Origin of the sequence: Sphingomonas canadensis (assembly GCF_026013525.1) — a bacterium.
Lineage (GTDB): Bacteria > Pseudomonadota > Alphaproteobacteria > Sphingomonadales > Sphingomonadaceae > Sphingomonas > Sphingomonas canadensis.
In genome coordinates, this window is the sequence record NZ_JAPDRA010000002.1 from 52,946 (window position 1) to 73,637 (window position 20,692).

At 68.1% G+C, this 20,692-nt stretch carries 22 protein-coding genes and 1 pseudogene; 9 read left to right on the top strand and 14 right to left on the bottom strand.

What is annotated here, in order from left to right; all coding sequences use genetic code 11:
* Nucleotides 1-176 precede the first annotated feature (176 nt).
* Nucleotides 177-1,568: a chromosomal replication initiator protein DnaA gene (gene dnaA, locus OM513_RS05175; protein ID WP_264943097.1), complete on the top strand. Its 1,392-nt coding sequence runs from the start codon at nt 177-179 to the stop codon at nt 1,566-1,568.
* A gap of 355 nt (nt 1,569-1,923) precedes the next feature.
* On the opposite strand, the gene trpS is transcribed toward dnaA, so the two are convergent.
* The 3 genes from trpS to secB all read right to left on the bottom strand — a co-directional run bounded on the left by trpS (nt 1,924) and on the right by secB (nt 5,339).
* Nucleotides 1,924-2,913, bottom strand: coding sequence for a tryptophan--tRNA ligase (gene trpS, locus OM513_RS05180; protein WP_264943098.1), 990 nt, complete (start codon nt 2,911-2,913; stop codon nt 1,924-1,926).
* A gap of 185 nt (nt 2,914-3,098) precedes the next feature.
* Nucleotides 3,099-4,667: a murein biosynthesis integral membrane protein MurJ gene (gene murJ / locus OM513_RS05185; protein WP_264943526.1), complete on the bottom strand. Its 1,569-nt coding sequence runs from the start codon at nt 4,665-4,667 to the stop codon at nt 3,099-3,101.
* Nucleotides 4,668-4,832: 165 nt separating this feature from the next.
* Nucleotides 4,833-5,339 carry a protein-export chaperone SecB gene (secB, locus tag OM513_RS05190; protein WP_264943099.1) on the bottom strand — a complete coding sequence of 169 codons (507 nt, stop codon included), beginning with the start codon at nt 5,337-5,339 and terminating at the stop codon, nt 4,833-4,835.
* 192 nt (nt 5,340-5,531) lie between these two features.
* Here secB and OM513_RS05195 point away from each other — a divergent pair, with 192 nt between their 5' ends.
* The 4 genes from OM513_RS05195 to OM513_RS05210 all read left to right on the top strand — a co-directional run bounded on the left by OM513_RS05195 (nt 5,532) and on the right by OM513_RS05210 (nt 9,935).
* Complete coding sequence (locus OM513_RS05195; protein ID WP_264943100.1) at nt 5,532-6,203, top strand: Tim44/TimA family putative adaptor protein; 672 nt, start codon at nt 5,532-5,534, stop codon at nt 6,201-6,203.
* Nucleotides 6,204-6,319: 116 nt separating this feature from the next.
* A complete protein-coding gene (gene mltA, locus OM513_RS05200) occupies nt 6,320-7,600 on the top strand; it encodes a murein transglycosylase A (protein ID WP_264943101.1) in 1,281 nt (426 codons plus the stop codon).
* A complete protein-coding gene (locus OM513_RS05205; protein ID WP_264943102.1) occupies nt 7,597-8,181 on the top strand; it encodes a Smr/MutS family protein in 585 nt (194 codons plus the stop codon). The genes mltA and OM513_RS05205 overlap by 4 nt, the downstream gene beginning before the upstream one ends.
* A gap of 80 nt (nt 8,182-8,261) precedes the next feature.
* Nucleotides 8,262-9,935: a putative bifunctional diguanylate cyclase/phosphodiesterase gene (locus tag OM513_RS05210; protein WP_264943103.1), complete on the top strand. Its 1,674-nt coding sequence runs from the start codon at nt 8,262-8,264 to the stop codon at nt 9,933-9,935.
* Between the two features lie 24 nt (nt 9,936-9,959).
* Here the strand turns inward: OM513_RS05210 and dapE are convergent, their stop codons facing one another.
* Entirely contained in the window at nt 9,960-11,078 is a 1,119-nt protein-coding gene (gene dapE / locus OM513_RS05215; RefSeq protein ID WP_264943104.1) for a succinyl-diaminopimelate desuccinylase, read from the bottom strand.
* Nucleotides 11,079-11,108: 30 nt separating this feature from the next.
* Between dapE and OM513_RS05220 the strand changes: the two genes are divergently transcribed.
* Nucleotides 11,109-11,555, top strand: a complete 447-nt coding sequence (locus OM513_RS05220; protein WP_264943527.1) for a cupin domain-containing protein — start codon at nt 11,109-11,111, stop codon at nt 11,553-11,555.
* Nucleotides 11,556-11,609: 54 nt separating this feature from the next.
* On the opposite strand, the gene OM513_RS05225 is transcribed toward OM513_RS05220, so the two are convergent.
* The 9 genes from OM513_RS05225 to OM513_RS05265 all read right to left on the bottom strand — a co-directional run bounded on the left by OM513_RS05225 (nt 11,610) and on the right by OM513_RS05265 (nt 17,557).
* The gene (locus tag OM513_RS05225; protein ID WP_264943105.1) at nt 11,610-12,275 is read right to left on the bottom strand and encodes a glutathione S-transferase family protein; all 666 of its coding nucleotides are present in this window, start codon (nt 12,273-12,275) and stop codon (nt 11,610-11,612) included.
* Nucleotides 12,276-12,347: 72 nt separating this feature from the next.
* Nucleotides 12,348-13,454 (bottom strand): zinc-binding dehydrogenase, encoded by a 1,107-nt coding sequence (locus OM513_RS05230; RefSeq protein WP_264943106.1) that lies wholly within the window; start codon nt 13,452-13,454, stop codon nt 12,348-12,350.
* A gap of 4 nt (nt 13,455-13,458) precedes the next feature.
* On the bottom strand, nt 13,459-13,911 hold the full coding sequence (locus tag OM513_RS05235) for a hypothetical protein (protein ID WP_264943107.1): 453 nt from the start codon (nt 13,909-13,911) through the stop codon (nt 13,459-13,461).
* Between the two features lie 69 nt (nt 13,912-13,980).
* Nucleotides 13,981-14,649 carry a ribosome biogenesis GTP-binding protein YihA/YsxC gene (yihA, locus tag OM513_RS05240; protein ID WP_264943108.1) on the bottom strand — a complete coding sequence of 223 codons (669 nt, stop codon included), beginning with the start codon at nt 14,647-14,649 and terminating at the stop codon, nt 13,981-13,983.
* On the bottom strand, nt 14,646-16,358 hold the full coding sequence (gene yidC / locus OM513_RS05245; RefSeq protein WP_264943109.1) for a membrane protein insertase YidC: 1,713 nt from the start codon (nt 16,356-16,358) through the stop codon (nt 14,646-14,648). Before yidC ends, yihA begins: the two co-directional genes overlap by 4 nt.
* A gap of 29 nt (nt 16,359-16,387) precedes the next feature.
* Nucleotides 16,388-16,600: a membrane protein insertion efficiency factor YidD gene (yidD, locus tag OM513_RS05250; protein ID WP_264943110.1), complete on the bottom strand. Its 213-nt coding sequence runs from the start codon at nt 16,598-16,600 to the stop codon at nt 16,388-16,390.
* The gene (rnpA, locus tag OM513_RS05255; RefSeq protein WP_319951607.1) at nt 16,597-16,923 is read right to left on the bottom strand and encodes a ribonuclease P protein component; all 327 of its coding nucleotides are present in this window, start codon (nt 16,921-16,923) and stop codon (nt 16,597-16,599) included. Before rnpA ends, yidD begins: the two co-directional genes overlap by 4 nt.
* Nucleotides 16,920-17,054, bottom strand: coding sequence for a 50S ribosomal protein L34 (gene rpmH / locus OM513_RS05260; protein ID WP_044332822.1), 135 nt, complete (start codon nt 17,052-17,054; stop codon nt 16,920-16,922). The genes rnpA and rpmH overlap by 4 nt, the downstream gene beginning before the upstream one ends.
* Nucleotides 17,055-17,140: 86 nt before the next feature.
* Nucleotides 17,141-17,557: a hypothetical protein gene (locus tag OM513_RS05265; protein WP_264943111.1), complete on the bottom strand. Its 417-nt coding sequence runs from the start codon at nt 17,555-17,557 to the stop codon at nt 17,141-17,143.
* A gap of 124 nt (nt 17,558-17,681) precedes the next feature.
* On the opposite strand from OM513_RS05265, the pseudogene OM513_RS05270 reads away from it, so the two are divergent.
* Both OM513_RS05270 and OM513_RS05275 read left to right on the top strand, forming a co-directional pair.
* Nucleotides 17,682-18,407 (top strand): annotated as a pseudogene (locus OM513_RS05270) (magnesium chelatase domain-containing protein); the annotation flags it as partial.
* 303 nt (nt 18,408-18,710) lie between these two features.
* Nucleotides 18,711-19,448 carry a hypothetical protein gene (locus OM513_RS05275; RefSeq protein ID WP_264943112.1) on the top strand — a complete coding sequence of 246 codons (738 nt, stop codon included), beginning with the start codon at nt 18,711-18,713 and terminating at the stop codon, nt 19,446-19,448.
* On the opposite strand, the gene OM513_RS20805 is transcribed toward OM513_RS05275, so the two are convergent.
* Complete coding sequence (locus OM513_RS20805) at nt 19,381-19,644, bottom strand: DUF6471 domain-containing protein (protein WP_406701327.1); 264 nt, start codon at nt 19,642-19,644, stop codon at nt 19,381-19,383. The genes OM513_RS05275 and OM513_RS20805 overlap by 68 nt on opposite strands.
* A gap of 73 nt (nt 19,645-19,717) precedes the next feature.
* On the opposite strand from OM513_RS20805, the gene OM513_RS05280 reads away from it, so the two are divergent.
* Entirely contained in the window at nt 19,718-20,677 is a 960-nt protein-coding gene (locus OM513_RS05280) for an IS1595 family transposase (RefSeq protein ID WP_264943113.1), read from the top strand.
* The last annotated feature ends 15 nt before the right edge of the window (nt 20,678-20,692 follow it).

A 20,692-nucleotide genomic window follows, 5' to 3' on the forward strand; every position in this document is an offset into this window, starting at 1 on the left:
CTCAGTTTCGGGTTCTTAGAACAGTCCTCCGGGCGCCGCGTTCTGGCAGCCCGACAAGCGACGAATGTGCAGTGGCGCCGGATGCGTTTCCGGTGACGGGAGAGCTTTGTCGCGGTGGATGTGGCGTCCACGGAAGGGGGCAGATGCTTCCGTGAGTTAAGGGGTTGTCGGGAAAGATGGCAGAGGTTTGCGCCTTGAATCAGGGAGAGAATAGCGCCGTCGCGAAGGCATGGGCCCATGTGCGCGCCAATCTGCGCCGCTCCGCGGGCCAGCGCCTGTTCGACCAGTGGCTGAAGCCCGTCGTGCTGATCGAATCGAGCGATTCGGACGCGGTACGACTCGGCCTGCCCTCGGCGTTCATGACCCAGTGGGTGAAGAATCACTATTCGGAACGGCTGCTGCTGGAATTCAAGGCGGTGTTGCCGTCGGTGCGCAGCGTCACGCTGGAGACGCTGGCCGAGCCGGGCCGCCGGATCGCGGCGCCCGCCGCTGCCGCCGCGGCCGGGCCGGTGGCGGACGCCCCCGTCGCGGCGCCCGCTGAGCGGCCCGCGTTCGACGCGCGCTTCACCTTCGCCCGGTTCGTGGTCGATTCGTCGAATCGCGTGGCGTTCAACGCCGCGGCGATGGTGGCCGAGCCGGGCAGCCCGCGCTTCAGCCCGCTCTACCTCCATTCGGGCACCGGCCAGGGCAAGACGCACCTGATGCACGCGATCGGCCACGCTTTCCTGGAAGCCAATCCGGGCGCGACGGCGATCTACATGCCCGCCGAACGCTTCATGTTCGAATTCGTCCAGGCGCTGCGCGCGAAGGACACCCATGCCTTCAAGGCGCGGCTGCGCGGCGTTGACCTGCTGATGATCGACGATCTTCAGTTCATCGGCGGCAAGGATTCGACGCAGCAGGAATTCTTCCACACGGTCAACGAGTTCATGTCGTCGGGCAAGCGGCTGGTGATCGCGGCGGACCGCGCGCCCCAGGCGCTGGAGGGCTTCGAATCGCGGCTGGCCGGGCGGCTGGGCGCGGGGCTGGTGGCGGACATCCGCGCGCCGGAGCTGGAGCTGCGCCGCGCGATCGTGAAGCGCAAGCTGGAAGACATGCCCCAGGTGGCGATGCCGGGCGAGGTGATCGAGCTGCTGGCCCAGCGCATCACCGCCAACGTCCGCGAGCTGGAAGGCGCGCTCAACCGGCTGGTCGCCTATGCCCAGCTCAACAATGAAGCGATCACGCTCGATTTCGCGACGCAGACGCTGGGCGAGGTGCTGCGCGCCACCCAGCGCCGCATCACCATCGACGAGATCCAGAACGCCGTCTCCACCCATTTCGAGGTGAAGAAGATCGACCTGATCTCGGAACGCCGCGCGGTGGCGATCGCGCGCCCGCGCCAGATCGCGATGTATCTCGCCAAGCGGCTCACCACCCGCTCGCTGCCGGAGATCGGCCGCAAGTTCGGCAACCGCGACCATTCCACCGTGATCCACGCCGTCCGCCGCATCGAGGAGCTGCGCGGAAAGGATGTTGAGATCGACGGCGCCGTCCGTAAGCTGATGCGTCAGCTCGAAGGGGCCTGAGGGTCCCCGCGCAATCCCACCCCCCAGGGTGGGGGCGGGGTGGAGGAGACGAGAGCGGGGCAAGCTTGGTCACGCCTCCACCCCGATCGGGTTGCGGATGCGGGCGCGTCCGCCCGCGTGCTCCGCGCGTGACTATCCCGCAGCCGATCCGTTCGTCCTGAGTTTGTCGAAGGGCGTTCCCGCAGGCGATGGCTTCGCGGCGCCGCGCCCTTCGACCGGCTCGTGACGAGCGGCGGGAAAGCGGCGTGGGGCCGCTTCAGTCTGTCTACTCTCCCGGCCTGCGCCGGGAAGCGTCACCCCTCCCCGCCGGGAAGGGGCGACGGGCCGGGAAGGGGCGACGGGAACGCCCCGCCCGCTAGACCTGGAGCCCCACCGCCTGCTGCGCGGCCTTCAGCGTCGGCGCCGCCAGCGCGTTGGCCTTGGCCGCGCCCCTGGCCAGTTCGGCCGCCACCGCGCCGCGATCGTCGAGCAGCTTCACCAGACGCTCGCGCACCGGCCCCAGCACCGCCACGGCAAGGTCCGCCAGCGCCGGCTTGAACGCGCCGAAGCCCTTTCCGGCGAACTCGTCCACCACCGATTGCGGATCGCGATCGGACAGCGCGGCGAAGATGGTGACCAGGTTCTTCGCCTCCGGCCGCGCGTCCAGCGCGTCGAACACATCGGGCAGCGGCTCCGGATCGGTCTTCGCCTTGCGGAACTTCTGCGCGATCGTCTCGTCGCTGTCGGAAAGGTTGATCCGGCTCATGTCGGAGGGGTCGGACTTGCTCATCTTCGCGCTGCCGTCGCGCAGGCTCATGATTCGCGGCGCGGCCTTGCTGATGAAGGGCTCGGGCAGGGGGAACAGCTCGACGCCGAAATCGGTGTTGAACTTTGCCGCGATGTCGCGCGCCAGCTCCAGATGCTGCTTCTGGTCCTCGCCCACCGGCACGTGCGTCGCCTTATAGACCAGCACGTCGGCTGCCTGGAGCACCGGATAGGTGAACAGCCCCACGCTGGCGCCCTCGCGGTTCTTGCCGGCCTTGTCCTTCCACTGCGTCATGCGATTCAGCCAGCCCATCCGCGCGGTTCCGTTCAGGATCCAGCACAGCTCGGCATGGGCGGGGACGCGCGCCTGGTTGAACAGCGTCGAACGATCGTCGATCCCGGCGGCGATCAGCGTCGCGGCCATCTCGATCGTCGAATTCGCCAGTTCCTGCGGGCTGACGTTGCCGGTCAGCGCATGGAGATCGGCGAGGAAGAACAGGCACTCGCCCTGGTCCTGCATCGCCACCCACTGCTTGATCGCGCCCAGATAGTTGCCCAGGTGCAGGTTGCCGGTGGTCTGGATGCCTGAAACGACGCGCATGAAATCGTTACTCCGCGCCCGGTTGACCGTTCGGCCGTTGGACCGGCCGCGGATTCCCGGCGGCGGGGGCGCGCCGCGCTCGATTGTGCCGGGAACGCGCGGGCTCTAGCGGGGCTGGCGGGGCCAGGAAAGCGCGAAGATGGGGAACTTCCGGCCGGCCCGCTTCCGCCAGGGGCAGACAGCTTCTAGGCCCGCCGCCGCCGGATCAGCGCCTTCAGGTCGCCCAGCGTGAACGCGCGCGTGACGAAGCAGGCGAGGCCATAGACCGCCCCGCCGCCCGAGACGAGCAGGCTCAGCCCCACGCCGCGTTCGACCAGCGAACCGGTGAGCCACGGGTCCAGCACGCGGTCACCAGCCCACAGCGCGGCGCCCATCAGCACCGCCGCCAGCGCCAGCCGGGGGATGCGCCGGCGGAGCTGCGCGTCCGCCACGAAATCGCCGCGCAGCCGCAGCGTGCGATAAAGCAGCGCCACGTTGACGCACCCCGCCGCCGCGGTCGCCAGCGGCGGGCCGACATGGCCGATCAGCGGGATCAGCGCCAGGTTGCCCGCCAGGTTCACCCCCACCGCGATCATCGCGAAGCGCACCGGCGTCCGCGTATCCTCTCGCGCATAGAAGCCGGGGGTCAGCACCTTCACCAGCACATAGGCGGGCAGGCCGGCCGAAAAGGCCGCCAGCGCCCAGGCGCAGCGCACCGTATCCTCGCCGGTGAATACGCCATGCTGGAACAGTCCGCGGACGATCGGCTCGGCGGCGACGATCAGCGCCACCATCGCGGGCAGGGTGAGGAACAGCGCCAGCTCTATGCCGCGGTTCTGCGTCTCCATCGCCTCCGCCTCGCGCCCCGCGCCCAGCAGCCGCGATACGGTGGGCAACAGGATCGTGCCCAGCCCGATGCCGATCATCCCCAGCGGAAGCTGGTTCAGCCGGTCGGCGTAATAGATGTACGAGATCGAGCCTTCGTCGAGCAGATAGCCCGAGAGCGCGGTGGAGATGACCAGGTTGATCTGCACCGCGCCCGCGCCTGCGGCGGCGGGCAGGATCAGCTTCATGAGCTGGCGCACATCGTCGTCCAGCCGGGGCCATCTGAGCTTCAGCGACACGCCCGAGCGCCGGCACGCGAACCACAGCCAGCCGAGCTGGAGCACGCCGCCCACGGGTACCGCGATCGCCTGGGCCTGCGCGGTTTCGAACGGATCGCCGTTGAAGAACAGCAGCGCGGCCACCATCGCCACGTTGAGCAGGATCGGCGCCGCCGCGTTGACCCAGAATTTGTCGAGCGAATTCAGGATGCCGCCCAGCAGCGAGGCAAGGCTGATCAGCATCAGATAGGGGATGGTGATCCGCGACAGCGTGACCGCGAAGGCGAATTCCTCGCTGCTCGGCGCCTGCTTGGAAAAGCCGCCCGAAAGCCCCCAGGTGATCGGCCAGGACGCCGCCAGCATCACCGCCGTGAACAGCAGCAGGAAGGCGAACAGCACCGCCAGCGCGCGTTCGGCAAAGGCCAGCGCGGCGGGCATGCCGCCGCCTTCCTCGCCCGCCTTGCGGTTGAACATCGGGATGAAGGCGGCATTGAACGCGCCCTCCGCGAAGAAGGCGCGGAACATGTTAGGCAGGCGGAACGCAACCAGGAAGGCGTCCGAAGCGAAGCTGGCGCCGACGAAGGTCGCCTGCAGCGAATCGCGGACCAGCGCCAGGATGCGGCTGACCAGCGTCAGCCCGCCCACCGATCCCAGCGTGCGCGCCAGCTTCATCGCGCGGTCCTCGGGTCCGGCCGCGCGGATGGCCATGGGGCGGCGCTTGGCGGCGGGGGGGCGAGTCGGCTGGGCACTGGCATCCTCCCCCTCCACCGCGTTCCGCCGTCCTCCTTCCCCCGGCGGGGGAGGATATCATGGAACGGGCCGGGCCGCCTCAGGCGGTCAGGCCTGGCCGGCCTCCTGCGCGGCCGCCTCGGCCTGCGCCTGCAGCCGCTGCATGTAGACGGCGCCGAAATCGATCGGCTCCAGCAGCAGCGGAATCGGGAAGCCGCCGTCGCGCACCGCGTCGGCGATGATGCGGCGGGCGAAGGGGAACAGGATGCGCGGCGCCTCGCCCAGCAGGAACGGCTCGATCTGCTCGGCCGGAACGTTGCGCAGCCCGAACAGGCCGGCATATTCCAGATCGACGACGAAGGCGGTCGTGCTCTCTGCGGTGGCGCGGACGTCCACCTTCAGGATCACCTCGAACACTTCCTCGGCCACCTGGCCGAAGCCGATGTTGAAGTTAACCTCGATCTGCGGCGCGTTCTGGTTCTGGTAGATCGCCGGAGCGTTGGGGTTCTCGAACGAGAGGTCCTTCACATATTGCGAGATCACGCCGACCGCGGGCGCGGTGTCTGCGCCATTGGCAACGGGCTCGCCGAAGGCTTCGTTCTCGGGCTCGGCCATCAGAATATTTCCTCTTCAACGGGGATCCGCGCGGTTTTCGCGCGGCAATTTCAGGCGCCGCGCCTAGCAGGGCCGCACCCGCGATTCAACGGCGCGCTTCGGGGCCGGGGCGTCCCGCTCCGGCGCGCGGAGGTGCCGCACGATCGCGTCGTCCGCCGGATTTGAATCCTGCGGCCATTCCCCCTATGTTGGATGCGACAACGCTCAGGAGGCTTGGTGCTTTTCTACGTAATCCTGTTCGCGATGGTGGCGGCGTTTCTGGCGCTGCGGCTCTATGCCGTCCTTGGCAAGCGCACCGGGCACGAGCAGCCGCTGCCCAAGCCCGCCGAGGAGCGGATGCCGGCCCCGCCGATGCCGCGCGGGATCGAAAGCCCGCCCGAAGCGCGCGAGCCGGGCGGCCGCAACGTGGATGTGGGAGCCGAAACCGGCCTGCGCGCCGTGATCTCCGCCGATCCGGCGTTCGACCTGCCCCAGTTCCTCGAAGGCGCCAAGGCGGCCTATCGCATGATCCTGGAAGCCTTTTGGAAGGGCGACGAGGAGACGCTCGACTGGCTGGTCGAGGATGACGTGCGCCGCGCCTTCGGCGAGGCCATCGCCGAGCGAAAGGCGGCGGGCCATGTGCTGGAGAACCGCCTGATCGCGATCGAGCGCGTCCAGGTGATCGAAGCTTCGGTCGAGAACAAGGTGGCGCGGATCGCGGTGCGCTTCGACGCGGATATCGCCGCGGTGACGCGCGACCAGGAGGGCAACGTCGTCGCCGGATCGCTTACTGACGCGGTCGAGACGCACGACATCTGGACCTTCCAGCGCACGCTGCGCAGCTCCGATCCCAACTGGAAGCTGGTCGACACCGACGAGGTGTGATCCGTGCTCCGCGCGCGCCGCGGGGTTCTCCGTCATATCGGGTGATTGAGCGCGGCGCCGCGCCGGGTTAGGTCTGTCGGCCTGATCGACAACCGGATCGACAAGGGGAACCCGCGATGCGCCGAATTGCTGCCATTGCCGCGGCCGCGCTGCTGGGCGGATGCGGCGGGCTCGTGCCGCCCTCGGCAGAGCGCGGGCCGCCGCCCGCCCGGCCGTACCAGCCATCCTATACGCCCGCGCCTTCGCACCCCTCCACCAATATCCCGGTGCGCCAGCCGACGGCGGCCACGCCGATCCCGGCCGCTCCCGCGCCAGCCGCGCCCGCGGGCAGCGCCACCGCGCTCGCCGCTGGGGCGCGTCCTGGCCCTGCCGTGGCCGATCTGCCGATCGATGCCGCCGGAGCGGCGCGCGCGCTGGCCGCCTACAAGCTGAGCTGCGGCGCGCTCCAGCGCCGGCCCGATGTCACCGGGCTGACGCGCGGGGCCGATTGGGCGCCGTCCTGCGCCGCTGCGCAGGATTGGCCGGGCCGCGATGCCGCCGCCTTCTTCGCCCGCTATTTCGAAACGGTGCAGATCGCCGACGGAAAGGCCTTCGCCACCGGCTATTACGAGCCCGAAATCGCCGGGTCGCGTGAGCGCCGGCCGGGCTATGAGGTGCCGATCTACGCCAAGCCGGCCGATCTGGTGGAGGTGGACCTGGGCCTCTTCTCCGACGCGCTGAAGGGCAAGCGCATCCGCGGCCGCGTGGATGGGCAGAGCTTCGTCCCCTATCACGACCGGACCGCGATCGAGCAGGGCGCGCTGAACGGTCGCGCGCCCATCATCGCCTGGGCGGCCGATCCGGTGGAGATATTCTTCCTCCAGGTCCAGGGATCGGGGCGGCTGCGGCTGCCCGATGGCGGGGTGATGCGCATCGGCTATGCCGGGCAGAACGGGCGCGACTATACCGGCATCGGCGCGCTGATGCGCCAGCGCGGGCTGCTCGCGCCCGGCCAGGCTTCGATGCAGGGCATCATGGCCTGGCTGCGCGCCAATCCCGAACAGGGCCGCGCGATCATGCGCGAAAACAAGAGCTTCGTGTTTTTCCAGGAACTGAAGGGCGCCGGCCCGCTCGGCGCGATGGGGCTGCCGGTGACGGGAATGACCACCGTGGCGGCCGATCCCGCCTATGTGCCGCTCGGCGCCCCGGTGTTCCTGTCGATGGACCGCACCGACGCGACCGGCATCTGGGTGGCGCAGGACACGGGCGGGGCGATCAAGGGCGCCAACCGCTTCGACACCTTCTGGGGCGCGGGCGACGACGCGCGCGCGATCGCGGGCGGCATGTCCGCGCGCGGGAGCGCCTGGCTGCTGCTGCCGCTGGGCACGCTCTCCCGGCTGCCGCCGCCCGCGCAGTGAGGCGCCTTTCGGCTGAGGAGGCGGCGCTGTGGCGGCGGGTGGCGCAGAGCGTCACGCCGCTCCATCCGCCGCGCCCGGCCCGGACGGCGGCGGGGGAGGGGGTCGCGCCCGCCGCCGCCCAGCCGCCTGCGCCTGCGCCCCGGGCGCGTTCGCATCCCGCCCCCGCGCGGCCGGTCCAGCAGCCCGCCGCCCGTGCCGTCCCGGCCGCCGCCGCCACGCTCGACGCCTCATGGGACCGCCGCCTGTCGCGTGGGCTGGTCGCGCCCGAAAGCACCGTGGATTTGCACGGCCATACGCTCGGCTCCGCCTATGACCGGCTCGATCGCGGGCTGGCGCACGCCATCGCGCGCGGCGATCGCGTGCTGCTGCTCGTCACCGGCAAGCCGCCGCGGCCGGAATCGCAGCGCCCGCACGCCCGCGGCGCGATCCGGGCGGCGGTGGGCGACTGGCTGGCGGCATCGCGCCATGCGGAGCGGATCGCCGCGGTCCGCGCCGCCCACCCGCGCCACGGCGGGGCGGGGGCGCTCTATATTGTCCTGCGGCGGGATCGTTCCGCCCCGGTATCGGAACGAAATTCTTAACCCCTTTCTGCAACTCTGCGCGCTGCCGAACCGGACAGGAGGGTGTCCCGGTAAGCCGTAGCGAGGGGTCAATCGGACCGGTGGAAGGATTTTCGCTAAAGAGCCGCGCAATCGCCTTCGCGATGTGCGCCGGTGCGGTGGCGTTCATCCTTGCGCTCGCCGCAGGCTCCACCCACACGCTCAGCGTCGAAAGCGCGGGCCGCGCGCTGATCGCCGCGATAGTCTGCGGCGTGATGAGCTGGGCCTCGGCCGAGCGTACCGTCGCCTCCACCGCCTCCGCCATCGACGCCGCCATCGCCCGCCTCTCGCGCGCCGCCAACGGCGACCTTGAGGGAGAAATCCCCGAAGAGGTGAAGGAATGCGTCCCCCCGCTCGCCACCGCGATGGAGGGCCTGTTCCGCCAGCTCAACGCCAACCTGGACAGCGTCCAGCGGCTGGCGATGTTCGATCCGGTCACCGGGCTGGCGAATCGCACCAATTTCCGCCGGACCGCGGAGCGCGTCCTGGCGGATATGCAGCCCGGCACGGTCGCGGCGCTCTATTTCATCGATCTCGATCGCTTCAAGGCGGTGAACGACACGCTGGGCCACGCCACCGGCGACATGCTGCTCGGCATGGTGGCCAACCGGCTGCGCGCCGTGGCCGACCGCTTTACCGCGGAGGGCAATGGGCGGCCGCCGCTGATCGGGCGGCTGGCGGGCGACGAGTTCACCATGTTCTTCCCCGAAATCCGCACCGTGCGCGATGCCGACCGGATCGGCCGGGGCATCCTTTACGCGCTGTCGGAGGCGTTCGACCTGGCCGATCAGGAGGTGTCGATCGGCGCCTCGATCGGCATCGCGATGCGCCCCGAGCATGGCACGACGCTGCACGATCTGATGCGTGCCGCCGATGCCGCCATGTATCACGCCAAGTCGCTGGGCCGCGGCCGCGCCGAGCATTTCACCGATCTGCTTGCCGCCGAGATCGCCGAGCGCGCGCAGCTTGAGAGCGACCTGCGCGAGGCGGTGGACAAGGACGAGTTCGCGCTGGTCTTCCAGCCCCAGGTGAGCGCAGGCGATGGCCATATCGTCGGCGCGGAGGCCTTGCTGCGCTGGAAGCACCGCGACGGGCTGAAGATGCCGGCCGCCTTCATCCAGCGCGCCGAGGAAACCGGCCTGATCGTCGAGATCGGCGAATGGGTGATCGAGGAGGTGGCCGAGACCATCTCGCGCTGGGGCCGCATGGGCATTCCCCAGCGGCTCGCGGTCAACATCAGCCCGCGCCAGCTCGATCACGCCAGCTTCTTCCGCCGCCTGCGCGAGGCGATGCTGGCCGCCAGCGCCCCCGCCAAGCTGCTCGAGCTGGAGATCACCGAGACGCTGGCGATGCATTGTTCCGAAGAGGTGGTGGACGCCATCGCGCTGCTCCGCGCCGACGGCGCCAGCATCGCGATCGACGATTTCGGCACCGGCTATTCGAACCTGGCGCGCCTGCGCGAGCTGCCGGTCGATCGCGTCAAGCTCGATCGCAGCCTGATCGAGAAGGTCGCCGAGAACGCCGAGGCCCGCGCCATCGCCCAGGCGGTGATCGGCCTGGTCCATGGCCTGGGCTGCGAAGCGGTGGCCGAAGGGATCGAGAGCGAGGCCCAGGCCGCGGTGCTCCGCGTGATCGGCTGCGACATTCTCCAGGGCTATGCGATCGCCCAGCCGATGGCCGAGGGCGCCTTCCTGGAATGGGTCCGCACCGAAGGCTGGGAACGCGCGGCGGGCTGACGCTGCCCCGGTTCGCCCCGGGCCTCAGGCGAACGCCCGGCGCAGGATATCCTCATACACTCCGGTCAGCGCCTCCAGGTCGTCCAGCGCCACCGCCTCGTCCAGCTTGTGCATCGTCGCGTTGACCAGGCCGAATTCCACCACCGGGCAGATCTTCGACAGGAAGCGCGCGTCGCTGGTGCCGCCGGTGGTCGATAGCTGGGGGCGGATGCCCAGTCTGGCTTCGGCCGCGTCCTGCACCAGCGTGGAGAGCGCGCCCGGCGCGGTCAGGAACGCCTCGCCATAGACGGTGCCCTTCACCACCGCTTCGGGTGCGTGGGCGTGGACGATCGCGCGGATGCGCTCCACCAGATCGGCGCCGCGATGCAGGTCGTTGAAGCGGATGCTCAGCCGCGCGGCGGCATGGCCGGGGATCACATTGCCCGCCGGATTGCCGACGGTGATGTCGGTCGGTTCGATGTTCGATGCCTGGAACCAGTCGGTCCCCTCGTCCAGCACGATGCCCTCGATCTCGTGCAGCGCGGCCACCAGCTTGGGAATCGGATTGTCGGCCAGATGGGGATAGGCGACATGGCCCTGCTTGCCCGGCACGTCGATCCAGATGATGGTGGAGCCGCGGCGCCCGATCTTGATCATGTCGCCCAGCCGGACGTGCGAGCTGGGTTCGCCGACGATGCACATATCGGGGATCAGGTTGCGCGCCACCATCCGCTCGATCAGCCGGGGGGTGCCCCAGGTGGCGGGGCCTTCCTCGTCGCCGGTGATGATGAAGCTCACCGTGCCCGGCGTCTCCACCCGCGCCACCGCCGCGGCGAAGCAGGCGATGGAGCCCTTCATGTCCACCGCGCCGCGCCCGTAGAGCAGGCCGCCGCGCACTTCGGGGCCGAAGGGGTCGCTGGCCCAGCCCTTGCCGGGGGGCACCACGTCCAGATGCCCCGCGAAGGCGAAGTGGCGCCCGCCGCTGCCGCGCACGGCGAGCATATTCTCCACCGGCCCGTCCGGCGCCTCGCCGTCGACGAAGCGTTCGACGATGAAGCCCAGCGGCGTCAGCGCGGCCTCCAGCACGTCGAAAACGCTGCCGCGCGCGGGCGTCACGCTCTCGGCGGCGAGCAGGGCCTTGGTCAGTTCGATGGGATCGGGCAAAGCAGCGCTCCGGAACAGGTGGAGGCGACATTGCCCAAGCTCGATCTAGACGCAATCCCGCAGGTGAATACCACCGGCTATCCGCCCGAATATGCGGGCGTGGTGAAGGATCGCTGGTATCGCCGCCTGGCGCCGGCCAGCGGGATCAGCGATTTCGGCTTCACCCATGCGACGCTGAAGCCCGGCGCCTGGTCCGCCCAGCGCCACTGGCATGAGGGCGAGGACGAGTTCGTCGTGATGCTGTCCGGCGAGGCGGTGCTGGTCGAGGACGGGGGCGAGACGCTGCTGCGTCCCGGCGACATCGCCGTGTTCCCCAAGGGCGTCGCCAACGGCCACGTCCTCCAGAACCGCGGCGACGCCGATTGCGTCTTCATCGCCGTGGGCAGGCCCGCCGCCAGCGATTGCCACTATCCCGATATCGACATGCACCTGTTCGACGGCACCGGCTTCCGCCGCAAGGACGGCAGCGGGTTCTGAAGCGGCTGCCGGGGAGGGGCTTCGCCTTCCACCGGGTCGTTCAGGCTATCGCGCTCAATCCGCCGGCTGCTCGAACTTCTCGATCACCCAGTCCTCGGCCTGTGCGGCGGCGATCCAGTCCTGCATGAAGGGGTGCTGGAGAACGGCGTTCATATAGGCCGGGGCGAAGCGGGCGACGGGCAGCGAATAGGTCACGAAGCGCGTCACCACCGGCGCGAACATCGCGTCCACCGCGCCGAATGGGCCGAACAGGAACTCGCCGTCGCCGCCATAGCGCGCGCGGGCCTGTGCCCAGATCTCCATGATCCGGCCGATGTCCTGCAGCACGTCCTCGTCGGGCTGTTTGGGCGGATAGACCTGGCGGATGTTCATGCCGTGCTTGCGGCGCAGCGGGGCGAAGCCCGAGTGCATCTCGGCGGCCATCGAACGCGCCATCGCCCGCGCGGCCGGGTCCGCCGGCCAGAATTTGTCGCCGCCGGACTTCTCGTTGAGATATTCGACGATCGCCAGGCTGTCCCACACCACGGCGTCGCCGTCCCACAGGATCGGCACCTTGCCGGAGGAAGGGGCGAACTCGTCGCCCTCGCGCCGCTTGTCCCAGCTCTCGTCATAGAGCGGGACGACCACCTCCTCGAACGGCAGGCCGGAAAGCTTGCACGCCAGCCAGCCGCGGAGCGACCAGCTCGAATAGGCCTTGTTGCCGATGATGAGCTTTAGCATGGCCGCAGGGGATAGCCGGGCGGGGCTGGGGCGGCAACCGCTGGACCTGTCCCGCCCCGGCGCAGGGCGGCCTCAGCCCTTTGCCGGGTTGATCAGATACTTCTCGCCGGTCGCCCTGCGGGCATAGGCGCGGATCACGTCGGGATCGAGCGCCTCTCGCAGCGATATCTCGGCGCTGTAATGGCTCGCGAAGGTGGTGTTCAGCTCTGCCGCCACTCGGGCGCGCAGCCGCTGGATCGTCTCCGCCCCCGCCTTCATCAGGAAGGGCGTGAGCAGGAAGCCGCTGACGCCCCAGGCCAGGCCATAGCTGCGGTCGAGCTGCGTCGGGCCGGTATCGAGTGCGCCATAGATATAGACCTGCTTCCAGGTCGAGGAGCCATAGCGGCTGTAGGCGGGCATCCGCGCCTGCGCCGCCGCTTCCATCGCGCGCAGGATCTGGTTGGCCAGCGGTCCGCCGCCCACCGCGTCGAACGCCAGCGTCGCGCCCGTCTCCGCCACCGCGGCGGCCAGCGCCTCGGCGAAATCGGGCGCGCTGCTGTCCACGATATGCTTCGCGCCGATGCCGCGCAGGATCGCCGCCTGCGCCGCGCTGCGCACGATGTTCACCAGCGGCACGCCGTCTGCGATGCAGATGCGGTTGAGCATCTGGCCCAGGTTGGACGCGGCGGCGGTGTGGACCAGCGCGCTGTGCCCTTCCTTGCGCAGCGTTTCCACCATCGCCAGCGCGGTGAGCGGATTGACGAACACCGACGCGCCTTGCGCCGGGGTGGCGCCTTCGGGCAGCACCCAGGCCTCGTGCGCACGGACGATGCGATGGGTGGCGTAGGTGGAGCAGCCCACCAGCGCGACCGTCTTGCCGATCATCGCGCGTGCGCCCGTGCCCGCGTCGATCACCACGCCCGCGCCCTCGTTGCCGACCGGCATCGCCTGATCCAGCCGCGCCGCCATCATCGGCATGCGCGCCGCCGGGATGGTGGCGGTCACCCTGCCATCGGCGGCGGCGATCGTGTCCACGTCTGCAGGGCCGAGCAGCAGGCCCAGGTCCGATGGGTTGACCGGCGCGGCCTCGATCCGGACCAGGATCTGGTCCGCCTCCAGCGCAGGGAGCGGCACCGCGTCGAGCGTCAGCACGAGCTGGCCGCCGGACGTGACGGTGGAGCGGATTTCCAGCGTTTCCATGACCTTACTCCGCGATGACCGAGAAGGAGAATTTGGTCAGACGGTCGCTGAACTCATTGAGCGCGATCAGAATCCGGGGCTTGGCCCGCACGTCCCACAGGGTCGTCGTCGTATAGGTCTTCTTCTCGACGGTCCCCTCCTTGCCCAGGCATCGGGCGATCTCGGCCACCGTGACGGTCACCGGCTGGCCCGTGCGATTGCCCGCCCAGGTGCAGTTGAAGAAGCCGCGCGTCATCCCCGGGGTGCTGCCCGTGGTGATCACGCATTTGAAGCCGTCGATCTGCTCCTTCGCCATCCATTCGCCATTTACCGGCTCGCCGGTCTTGAGGGCCGCCATCCACTTGTCCTTCTTCGCCACGGGCAGCACGGCCTTCAACGTCTTGCAGAGCGGCGCGGCCTGGGCGGCGGGAACGGCGAACAGCGCCGCGGCGGCGGCGAGGGCGGCAATGGGTTTCACGGCATCCTCCGGTGTTTTGCCGCGATTGGAGCCGCAGCGGGACGCCGGGTCAACCCCGCGCGGCCGGGGTCAGCCGACCGCTTCCACCACGGCGGCGCGCAGCTCGGGAATGCCCATGCCCTTCTCGCTGGATGTCGCGAGGATGTCCGGATGCGCGGCGGGCCGCTTGCGCGCCTCGGCCTCGGTCCGCTGGCGCACGGCGTCCAGCTCGGTCGCTTTCACCTTGTCGGCCTTGGTCAGCACGATGCGATAGCTGACCGCCGCCTGATCGAGCATGTCCAGGATGTCGCGGTCGACCTCCTTGATGCCATGCCGCGAATCGATCAGCACCAGCGCGCGCTTCAGCACCTGGCGGCCGCGCAGGAAGTCGTTCACCAGATACCGCCACTGGCGCACCATGTCCTTCGGCGCCTTGGCGAAGCCATAGCCGGGCATGTCCACCAGCCGGAAGGCGAGGGGATCGCCCACGTCGAAGAAGTTCAGCTCCTGCGTGCGTCCCGGCGTGTTGGAGGTGCGCGCCAGCGCGTTGCGCCCGGCGAGCGCGTTGAGCAGCGAGGACTTGCCGACGTTGGACCGCCCGGCGAAGGCCACCTCCGGCACCTCCGCATCGGGCAGGAACTTCAGCGCCGGCGCCGATTTCAGGAAGGCCACCGGCCCCGCGAACAGCTTGCGCGCCGCCTCCAGCGCCTCCGGGGAGAAGGCCTGGCCGGTCTCCTCCTCCGGGGCTGGCTCCGTCATTTCGCGGGCTTCTGCGACAGCACCGGGTGCTGTTTGTACAGCCACCATTGCTGCGCGATCGTGATCACGTTGGAGGTGATCCAGTAGACCTGCAGGCCCACCGCGAACGGCGCCATCATGAACATCAGCATCCACGGCATGAACGCGAAGATCTGCTTCTGCATCTCGTCCATCGGCGCCGGGTTCAGCTTGATCTGGACGTACATCGAAACGCCCAGCAGCACCGGGACCACGCCGATCGCCAGGAAGCTGGGCGGCGTGAAGGGCAGCATCCCGAACAGGTTCAGGATCGTCGCCGGATCGGGCGCGGAAAGGTCGCGGATCCACAGCACGAAGGGCTGGTGCCGCATCTCGATGGTGATCAGCAGCACCTTGTACAGCGCGAACATGATCGGAATCTGCAGCAGGATCGGCAGGCACCCCGCGAGCGGGTTCACCTTCTCCTCCTTGTACAGCTTCATGATCTCCTGCTGCTGCTTGGGCTTGTCGTCCTTGTAGCGTTCCTGCAGCGCTTTCATCTTCGGCTGGATGGCGCGCATGTTCGCCATCGACTGGAACTGCTTGTGGGCCACGGGGAACAGCAGGGCGCGGATGGTGATCGTCAACAGGACGATCGCGACGCCGAAGTTGCCGACCAGGCGGAACAGCCAGTCGAGATAGTAGAAGATCGGAATCTCGATGATCTCGAACCAGCCCCAGTCGATCGCGCGGTTCAGGTGGCTGATGCCGAGCTGTTCCTGATAGGCGTCGAGCAGCTTCACCTCCTTGGCGCCGGCGAAGAAGCGGCTGGTGTAGGTGATCGCCTTGCCGGGAGCGACGTCGAACGCCTCCTTCACGGCATATTCGGCCTGGTAGCGCTTGTCGGCGGTGGCGAGCTGCTTGAGCGTCACCTGTGCGCCCTGGGCGGGGATCAGCGCGGTCAGCCAGTAATGATCGGTAAAGCCGGCCCAGCCGCCCTGGGTGTCGAAGCTCTTCTCGCCCTTATCGACCTCGTTATAGTCGATATAGTTGGCGGCGCCGTTGGCCACCGCCATCGGGCCGACGTGGGCGGCCCATTGATCGATATCCCGCGAACGCTCGGCGCGGTTCAGCCGGGCATAGGGGGTCAGGCTGATCGCGCTGCCGGTGGGGTTCTCCACCGTTTGGCGGATCGTGAACATATAGTCCGCGTCCACCGCGATCTCGGTGCGGAAGCGCTGGCCCGAAGCGTTGGTCGCGGTGAGCGTGACGGGCGATCCGGGCGCCAGCCGCTTGGCGCTCGCCTGCCACAGCGTATCGCGGCCGGGGAGCTGGACATTGGGGCCAAGCCAGCCGAACTCGGCGAAATAGGCGGTCTCCGCGCCCGAGGGCGAGAGCAGCCGGATCGGCGGCGAGTTCTTCTTGACCGTCTCGTCGTAGCGGGCGAGCTCAAGGTCGTCGAAGCGCAGGCCCTTGAGGTTGATCGATCCCTTCAGCTTGGGGGTGTCGATCACCACGCGCTCGCCGGCGCTTGCGGCCAGAACCTCGGTCCGGTCCCGCAGCGGCGTGGTGTCCGCGGCGGACGGCGCGCTGCCGGGGGTGGCGGCGGTGCCTGGCTTGGGCGTCGCGCTCGCGGTTACCGGCGGCTTGGCCGGCTGCGGCGCCAGCCAATGGGTCAGCGGCCCCCAGGCAAAGAGGATCAGCGCCGCCAGAACGGCGAAGATCACGAGGTTCTTCTGGTCTTCCTTCACCTTACAGCTTCCCTGGAGTTTTGCCTGAACTAAGGCACCGGATCATGGCCGTGGCCGCCCCACGGATGGCAGCGGGCGATTCGCTTGATCGCGAGCCAGCCGCCCTTTGCGGCGCCATAGCGGCGAAGCGCCTCGATTGCATAGGCCGAACAGCTTGGGCTGTAGCGGCAGCTTGGCGGCAGGATCAGCGACGGCCCGAGCTGCCAGGCGCGCGCGACGAGGATCAGCAGCTTCGCGATCATCGCTTCACCCGCGCCAGCGCCTTCGCCAGCTCGGCCTTCAGCTCCGCGAAGGGGCGTTCGATGCCGCCCTGGCGGCCGATCAGCACATGATCCGCGCCAGCCATCCCGGCCTGGGGCAGCAGCTCGCGCGCGAGCGCGCGGAAGCGCCGCTTCATGCGGTTGCGAATCACCGCATTGCCGACCTTGCCCGAAACGGTGATGCCGATTCGCATCGCGGGATCGCCGTCCGCGCGATCGCGGACGAGCAGCACGAAGCCGGGCATCGGCGCGCGCCGGCCCGAATTGGCGGCAAGATAGTCCTGCCGCCGGGTAAGCCGGATCAGGCCGACAGCTTGTTGCGGCCGCGGGCGCGGCGGGCGCGGATCACATTGCGGCCGCCGGGGGTCGCCATCCGCGCGCGGAAGCCGTGCCGGCGCGCACGCACCAGGTTGCTCGGCTGAAAGGTCCGCTTCATCGCTCATCCTCGGTATTCGTAAACGGAAAAAGCCGCCACTGGGGCGGCCCTGTGAGCGGTGCCCTTAGAGAAGGCCGGACGGCAAGTCAACGAGTCGAATCCCGCGGCCCGGCTGGGGGCGTGCGGCCCAGCAGACGGCGCAGCGCGTGCCGGGCAAGCCGCGGCCAGTCGGAAGGGATGCTCCAGTCGGGATCGGCGGGCGGCAGGCCCGCGTCCAGGATCGCGTCCTGCTCCCGCTTGTAGCGGCGGCGGGCGCTGCGGCGCCTCAGCGCGGTGTCGGCCAGGTTGCCGAATTTGGGATAGCGCCGCTTCCACCGGGCGAACCGCTTGCGCGCCCAGGCGGAATTCTGGAGCACCAGCACCAGGCCCGCCGCGAACACGAAGATTCCGCCCGGCCCGGGAATCGCGCCGACGATGGGCGATGCGATGATCACCAGCACGCCCGTCGCGAACAGGATCGACCGCACCAGCGGGTTGCGGCGGCGGGGGGCGTGGGCGGGCATCGGCCCCCATGTGGGCGATGCGTGTTGCGGGTACAAGACGCGCCTGCTTGCTCCGTTCCGGCCGCAAGCCATTCCACAATGGAGAAAAGCCGCTATCGTCGCGCCCGCAATCGGGGGGAGCGGCATGATCGCGAGCGTTTCGACGGTCGCCTATCTGGGGCTGGAGGCGCGCGCGGTGGAGGTGCAGTGCAACCTCGTCGCCGGGCTGCCCAAGTTCGCGGTCGTCGGCCTGCCCGACAAGGCGGTGGCGGAAAGCCGCGAGCGGGTGCGCGCCGCGGTGGCCGCGATCGGGCTGGCGCTGCCGCCCAAGCACATCATCCTCAATCTTTCGCCCGCCGATCTGCCCAAGGAGGGTTCGCACTTCGATTTGCCGATCGCGCTGGCGCTGCTCGGCGCGATGGGCGTGGTGGATGCGGAGGCGCTGTCGGGACACGTCGTGGTGGGCGAGCTGGGGCTGGACGGGCGGATCGCGCCGTCGCCGGGCGTGCTGCTGGCGGCGCTGCACGCGGCGGAGACGGGGAAGGGGCTGATCTGCCCCGCCGCCCAGGGCCCGGAGGCCGCCTGGGCCGGCAGCGTGGAGGTGATCGCCGCGCCCGACCTGATCGGGCTGCTCAACCATCTGAAGGGCAGCCAGCTCCTCCCCGCGCCCGCCGCGGGCGAGGTGGAGGCGCCGGGCCACGGCCCCGACCTGCGCCAGGTGAAGGGGCAGGAAACAGCCAAGCGTGCGCTGGAGATCGCGGCGGCGGGCGGCCACAATCTGCTGATGTCCGGCCCGCCGGGCGCGGGAAAGTCGCTGCTCGCCTCGTGCCTGCCGGGCATCCTGCCCCCGCTCGACGCGGCCGAGGCGCTCGGCATTATGTAGCAAACGCACCAAGGCGGTTACGGGTATCATCGCCCGCGATACGTCCGCCTGCGTTTGCGCTGTGCCGCTCCAACTAAGGAGCTAGGGCGTGTCAGTTTTTATTTCGACTCCACAACGCGATGACTTCGCTTCAGAACTGGCGCCATGCGGAATACCGTTAGGGCTGTCCTTACTTGGCTACTGGTCGGTGGCGTCGGCGCGATTATCGTCGCGGTCCTTGGGGAGTGGTTCATTCACGTCGCCGAGGACAAGGGTTGGTACGCGAACGCCGGCCGGACATGGGATCGCGTGATGGGCGCCATCATCGATTTTGCCACGTCATCACCTGTCCTCTACTCTATGACGGCTCTTGGGGGGATGGTTGCTGGCGTATGGATAGATACGCTTTTGGCGAGAAGGGAGCGCTCGCCATCGCGAGCGCCAAAACCCGCCATGGATGAGCCGGATTCGCCACGCTTGGCGCCCCCATTTCAGTTGCCAACTTTAGCTACGCATCGCCCATTGGACTCGACCGGCTTCGACTATCCCTACCCAAAGGCGGTGTTGCAAGCGTCCATCGCAAAGCCAAAAGGCACACTTGAAGCTCGACAGGACGGCGTGCCTTACAAGATGAGTATCATCATCCAGATAGAGAATGTTCACGATAAAGCTATCAATGAGTGGTATGCCATATTGGATCGAATTCAAGTTGAAGGTGAATCACTTAATCTCCATGGCGCAATGAAAGTTGCGAAGAATTTAAATAAAATAGAACCTGGACAACGGAAAAATATATTACTGCTATCGCGTGATATTTCGGATAAAGTTAGCAAGCCACCATTTCTTATCCGTTTGGCAGAAAGAGATTTCCCATTAAAAGAGAATAAAGAATATCTTGTCGGAATTGAACTCCATTCTGGCAATCCATATTACACCGATGTATTGCTGTCCATTAAGACCGGCAAAGATTTGGAGGCGCAGGTTAAGGTGATACATCAATCCCCCTCGCTCCGACGGCCTCAAGACACTGAACGAGAAACACGGCCGTAAACTTCCCACGGCTAATCTTATTGCGAATGTTCGGTTCCGTATCGTGGACGCCGATATCGGCAAGTTTCCCAACGAGCTGCGCGTAGGTGATCCCCTTGCGCGCCAGCTCGGCTTTCAGCAGCCGCTTAACGCGGTCCTCCCATTCCTTCTCAGCAACCGGCATTGTATCGCGTCCTGTGATGTGAAACGCCATCATATGCGATGCATTTGCCGTTGACAACGGTACATGTTGCCATCATGCACAGTGCATAAGCACTGGAAACGATGACATGCAGCATTTCCTTCTTTCCGCCGCCGCCCGCACGCTGAGCCTCAAGCAGGTTTTCCGCATGTCGGACGCCGAGGCCTACGAGACGTTCTGCCAGCTTCGCTGGCCGGAGACGGACGGCGAAGCGGTTTGCCCGCGCTGTGGTTGCGCCGAGACGTACAACATCACGTCGCGCCGCCGCTTCAAGTGCGTCGCGTGTCACCACCAGTTCAGCGTCACGAGCGGCACGATTTTCGCGAGCCGCAAGCTCACGTTCGTTGACCTGCTCGCCGCGATCGTCATCTTCGTGAATGGCGCCAAGGGCGTTTCGGCGCTCCAGGTGAGCCGCGATCTTGATGTCCAGTACAAGACTGCCTTCGTTCTCAGCCACAAGCTGCGCGAGGCGATGGCGCTCGAACAGCAGAACCGCCGCCTTGATGGCGTGGTGGAAATCGACGGCGCCTATTTCGGCGGATACGTGAAGCCTGAGAATGAGAAGGCGGATCGCAAGGACCGCCGCCTAGCCATGAACCGCACCGGCAAGCGCCAGTGCGTCGTTGTGATGCGCGAGCGCGGAGGCAAGTCGCTGTCCTTCGTAGTGCGCAACGAAGGCGATGCGGTGCCGATGGTGCGCGATCATGTCGGCACGCTCGCCACGATCCACGCCGACGAAGGCACCGGCTGGGATGCGCTGCACGCCGGTTGGAACGTGCATCGCGTCAATCACTCGGTCCAGTTCATGGACGAAGGCGCCTGCACCAATCAGGCCGAAAGCTACTTCTCCCGCCTGCGTCGCATGGAGATCGGCACGCACCACCATATCGCCGGGCCGTACCTGTATGCCTACGCGCAGGAAGCTTCGTGGCGCGAGGATAACCGCCGCGTGTCGAACGGCTCGCAGGCGATGCTGGTGGCGGAAAGCGCGATGGCTTCGCCTGTGTCGCGCAAGTGGGCGGCGTACTGGCAGCGGAAGGCCGGATGACCGGAACCGAATCAC

Bases quoted from the DNA above. Each gene is read 5' to 3' on its own strand.
- trpS (WP_264943098.1), bottom strand. From the start codon at position 2,913: ATGCGCGTCGTTTCAGGCATCCAGACCACCGGCAACCTGCACCTGGGC.
- rpmH (WP_044332822.1), bottom strand. From the start codon at position 17,054: ATGAAGCGGACCTTTCAGCCGAGCAACCTGGTGCGTGCGCGCCGGCAC.
- secB (WP_264943099.1), bottom strand. From the start codon at position 5,339: ATGGCCGAGCCCGAGAACGAAGCCTTCGGCGAGCCCGTTGCCAATGGC.
- OM513_RS05275 (WP_264943112.1), top strand. From the start codon at position 18,711: ATGGGCGCCATCATCGATTTTGCCACGTCATCACCTGTCCTCTACTCT.
- OM513_RS20805 (WP_406701327.1), bottom strand. From the start codon at position 19,644: ATGATGGCGTTTCACATCACAGGACGCGATACAATGCCGGTTGCTGAG.
- dnaA (WP_264943097.1), top strand. From the start codon at position 177: ATGGCAGAGGTTTGCGCCTTGAATCAGGGAGAGAATAGCGCCGTCGCG.
- OM513_RS05225 (WP_264943105.1), bottom strand. From the start codon at position 12,275: ATGCTAAAGCTCATCATCGGCAACAAGGCCTATTCGAGCTGGTCGCTC.
- yihA (WP_264943108.1), bottom strand. From the start codon at position 14,649: ATGACGGAGCCAGCCCCGGAGGAGGAGACCGGCCAGGCCTTCTCCCCG.
- OM513_RS05230 (WP_264943106.1), bottom strand. From the start codon at position 13,454: ATGGAAACGCTGGAAATCCGCTCCACCGTCACGTCCGGCGGCCAGCTC.
- OM513_RS05265 (WP_264943111.1), bottom strand. From the start codon at position 17,557: ATGCCCGCCCACGCCCCCCGCCGCCGCAACCCGCTGGTGCGGTCGATC.
- OM513_RS05280 (WP_264943113.1), top strand. From the start codon at position 19,718: ATGCAGCATTTCCTTCTTTCCGCCGCCGCCCGCACGCTGAGCCTCAAG.
- murJ (WP_264943526.1), bottom strand. From the start codon at position 4,667: ATGAAGCTGGCGCGCACGCTGGGATCGGTGGGCGGGCTGACGCTGGTC.
- mltA (WP_264943101.1), top strand. From the start codon at position 6,320: ATGCGCCGAATTGCTGCCATTGCCGCGGCCGCGCTGCTGGGCGGATGC.
- yidD (WP_264943110.1), bottom strand. From the start codon at position 16,600: ATGATCGCGAAGCTGCTGATCCTCGTCGCGCGCGCCTGGCAGCTCGGG.
- OM513_RS05195 (WP_264943100.1), top strand. From the start codon at position 5,532: ATGCGACAACGCTCAGGAGGCTTGGTGCTTTTCTACGTAATCCTGTTC.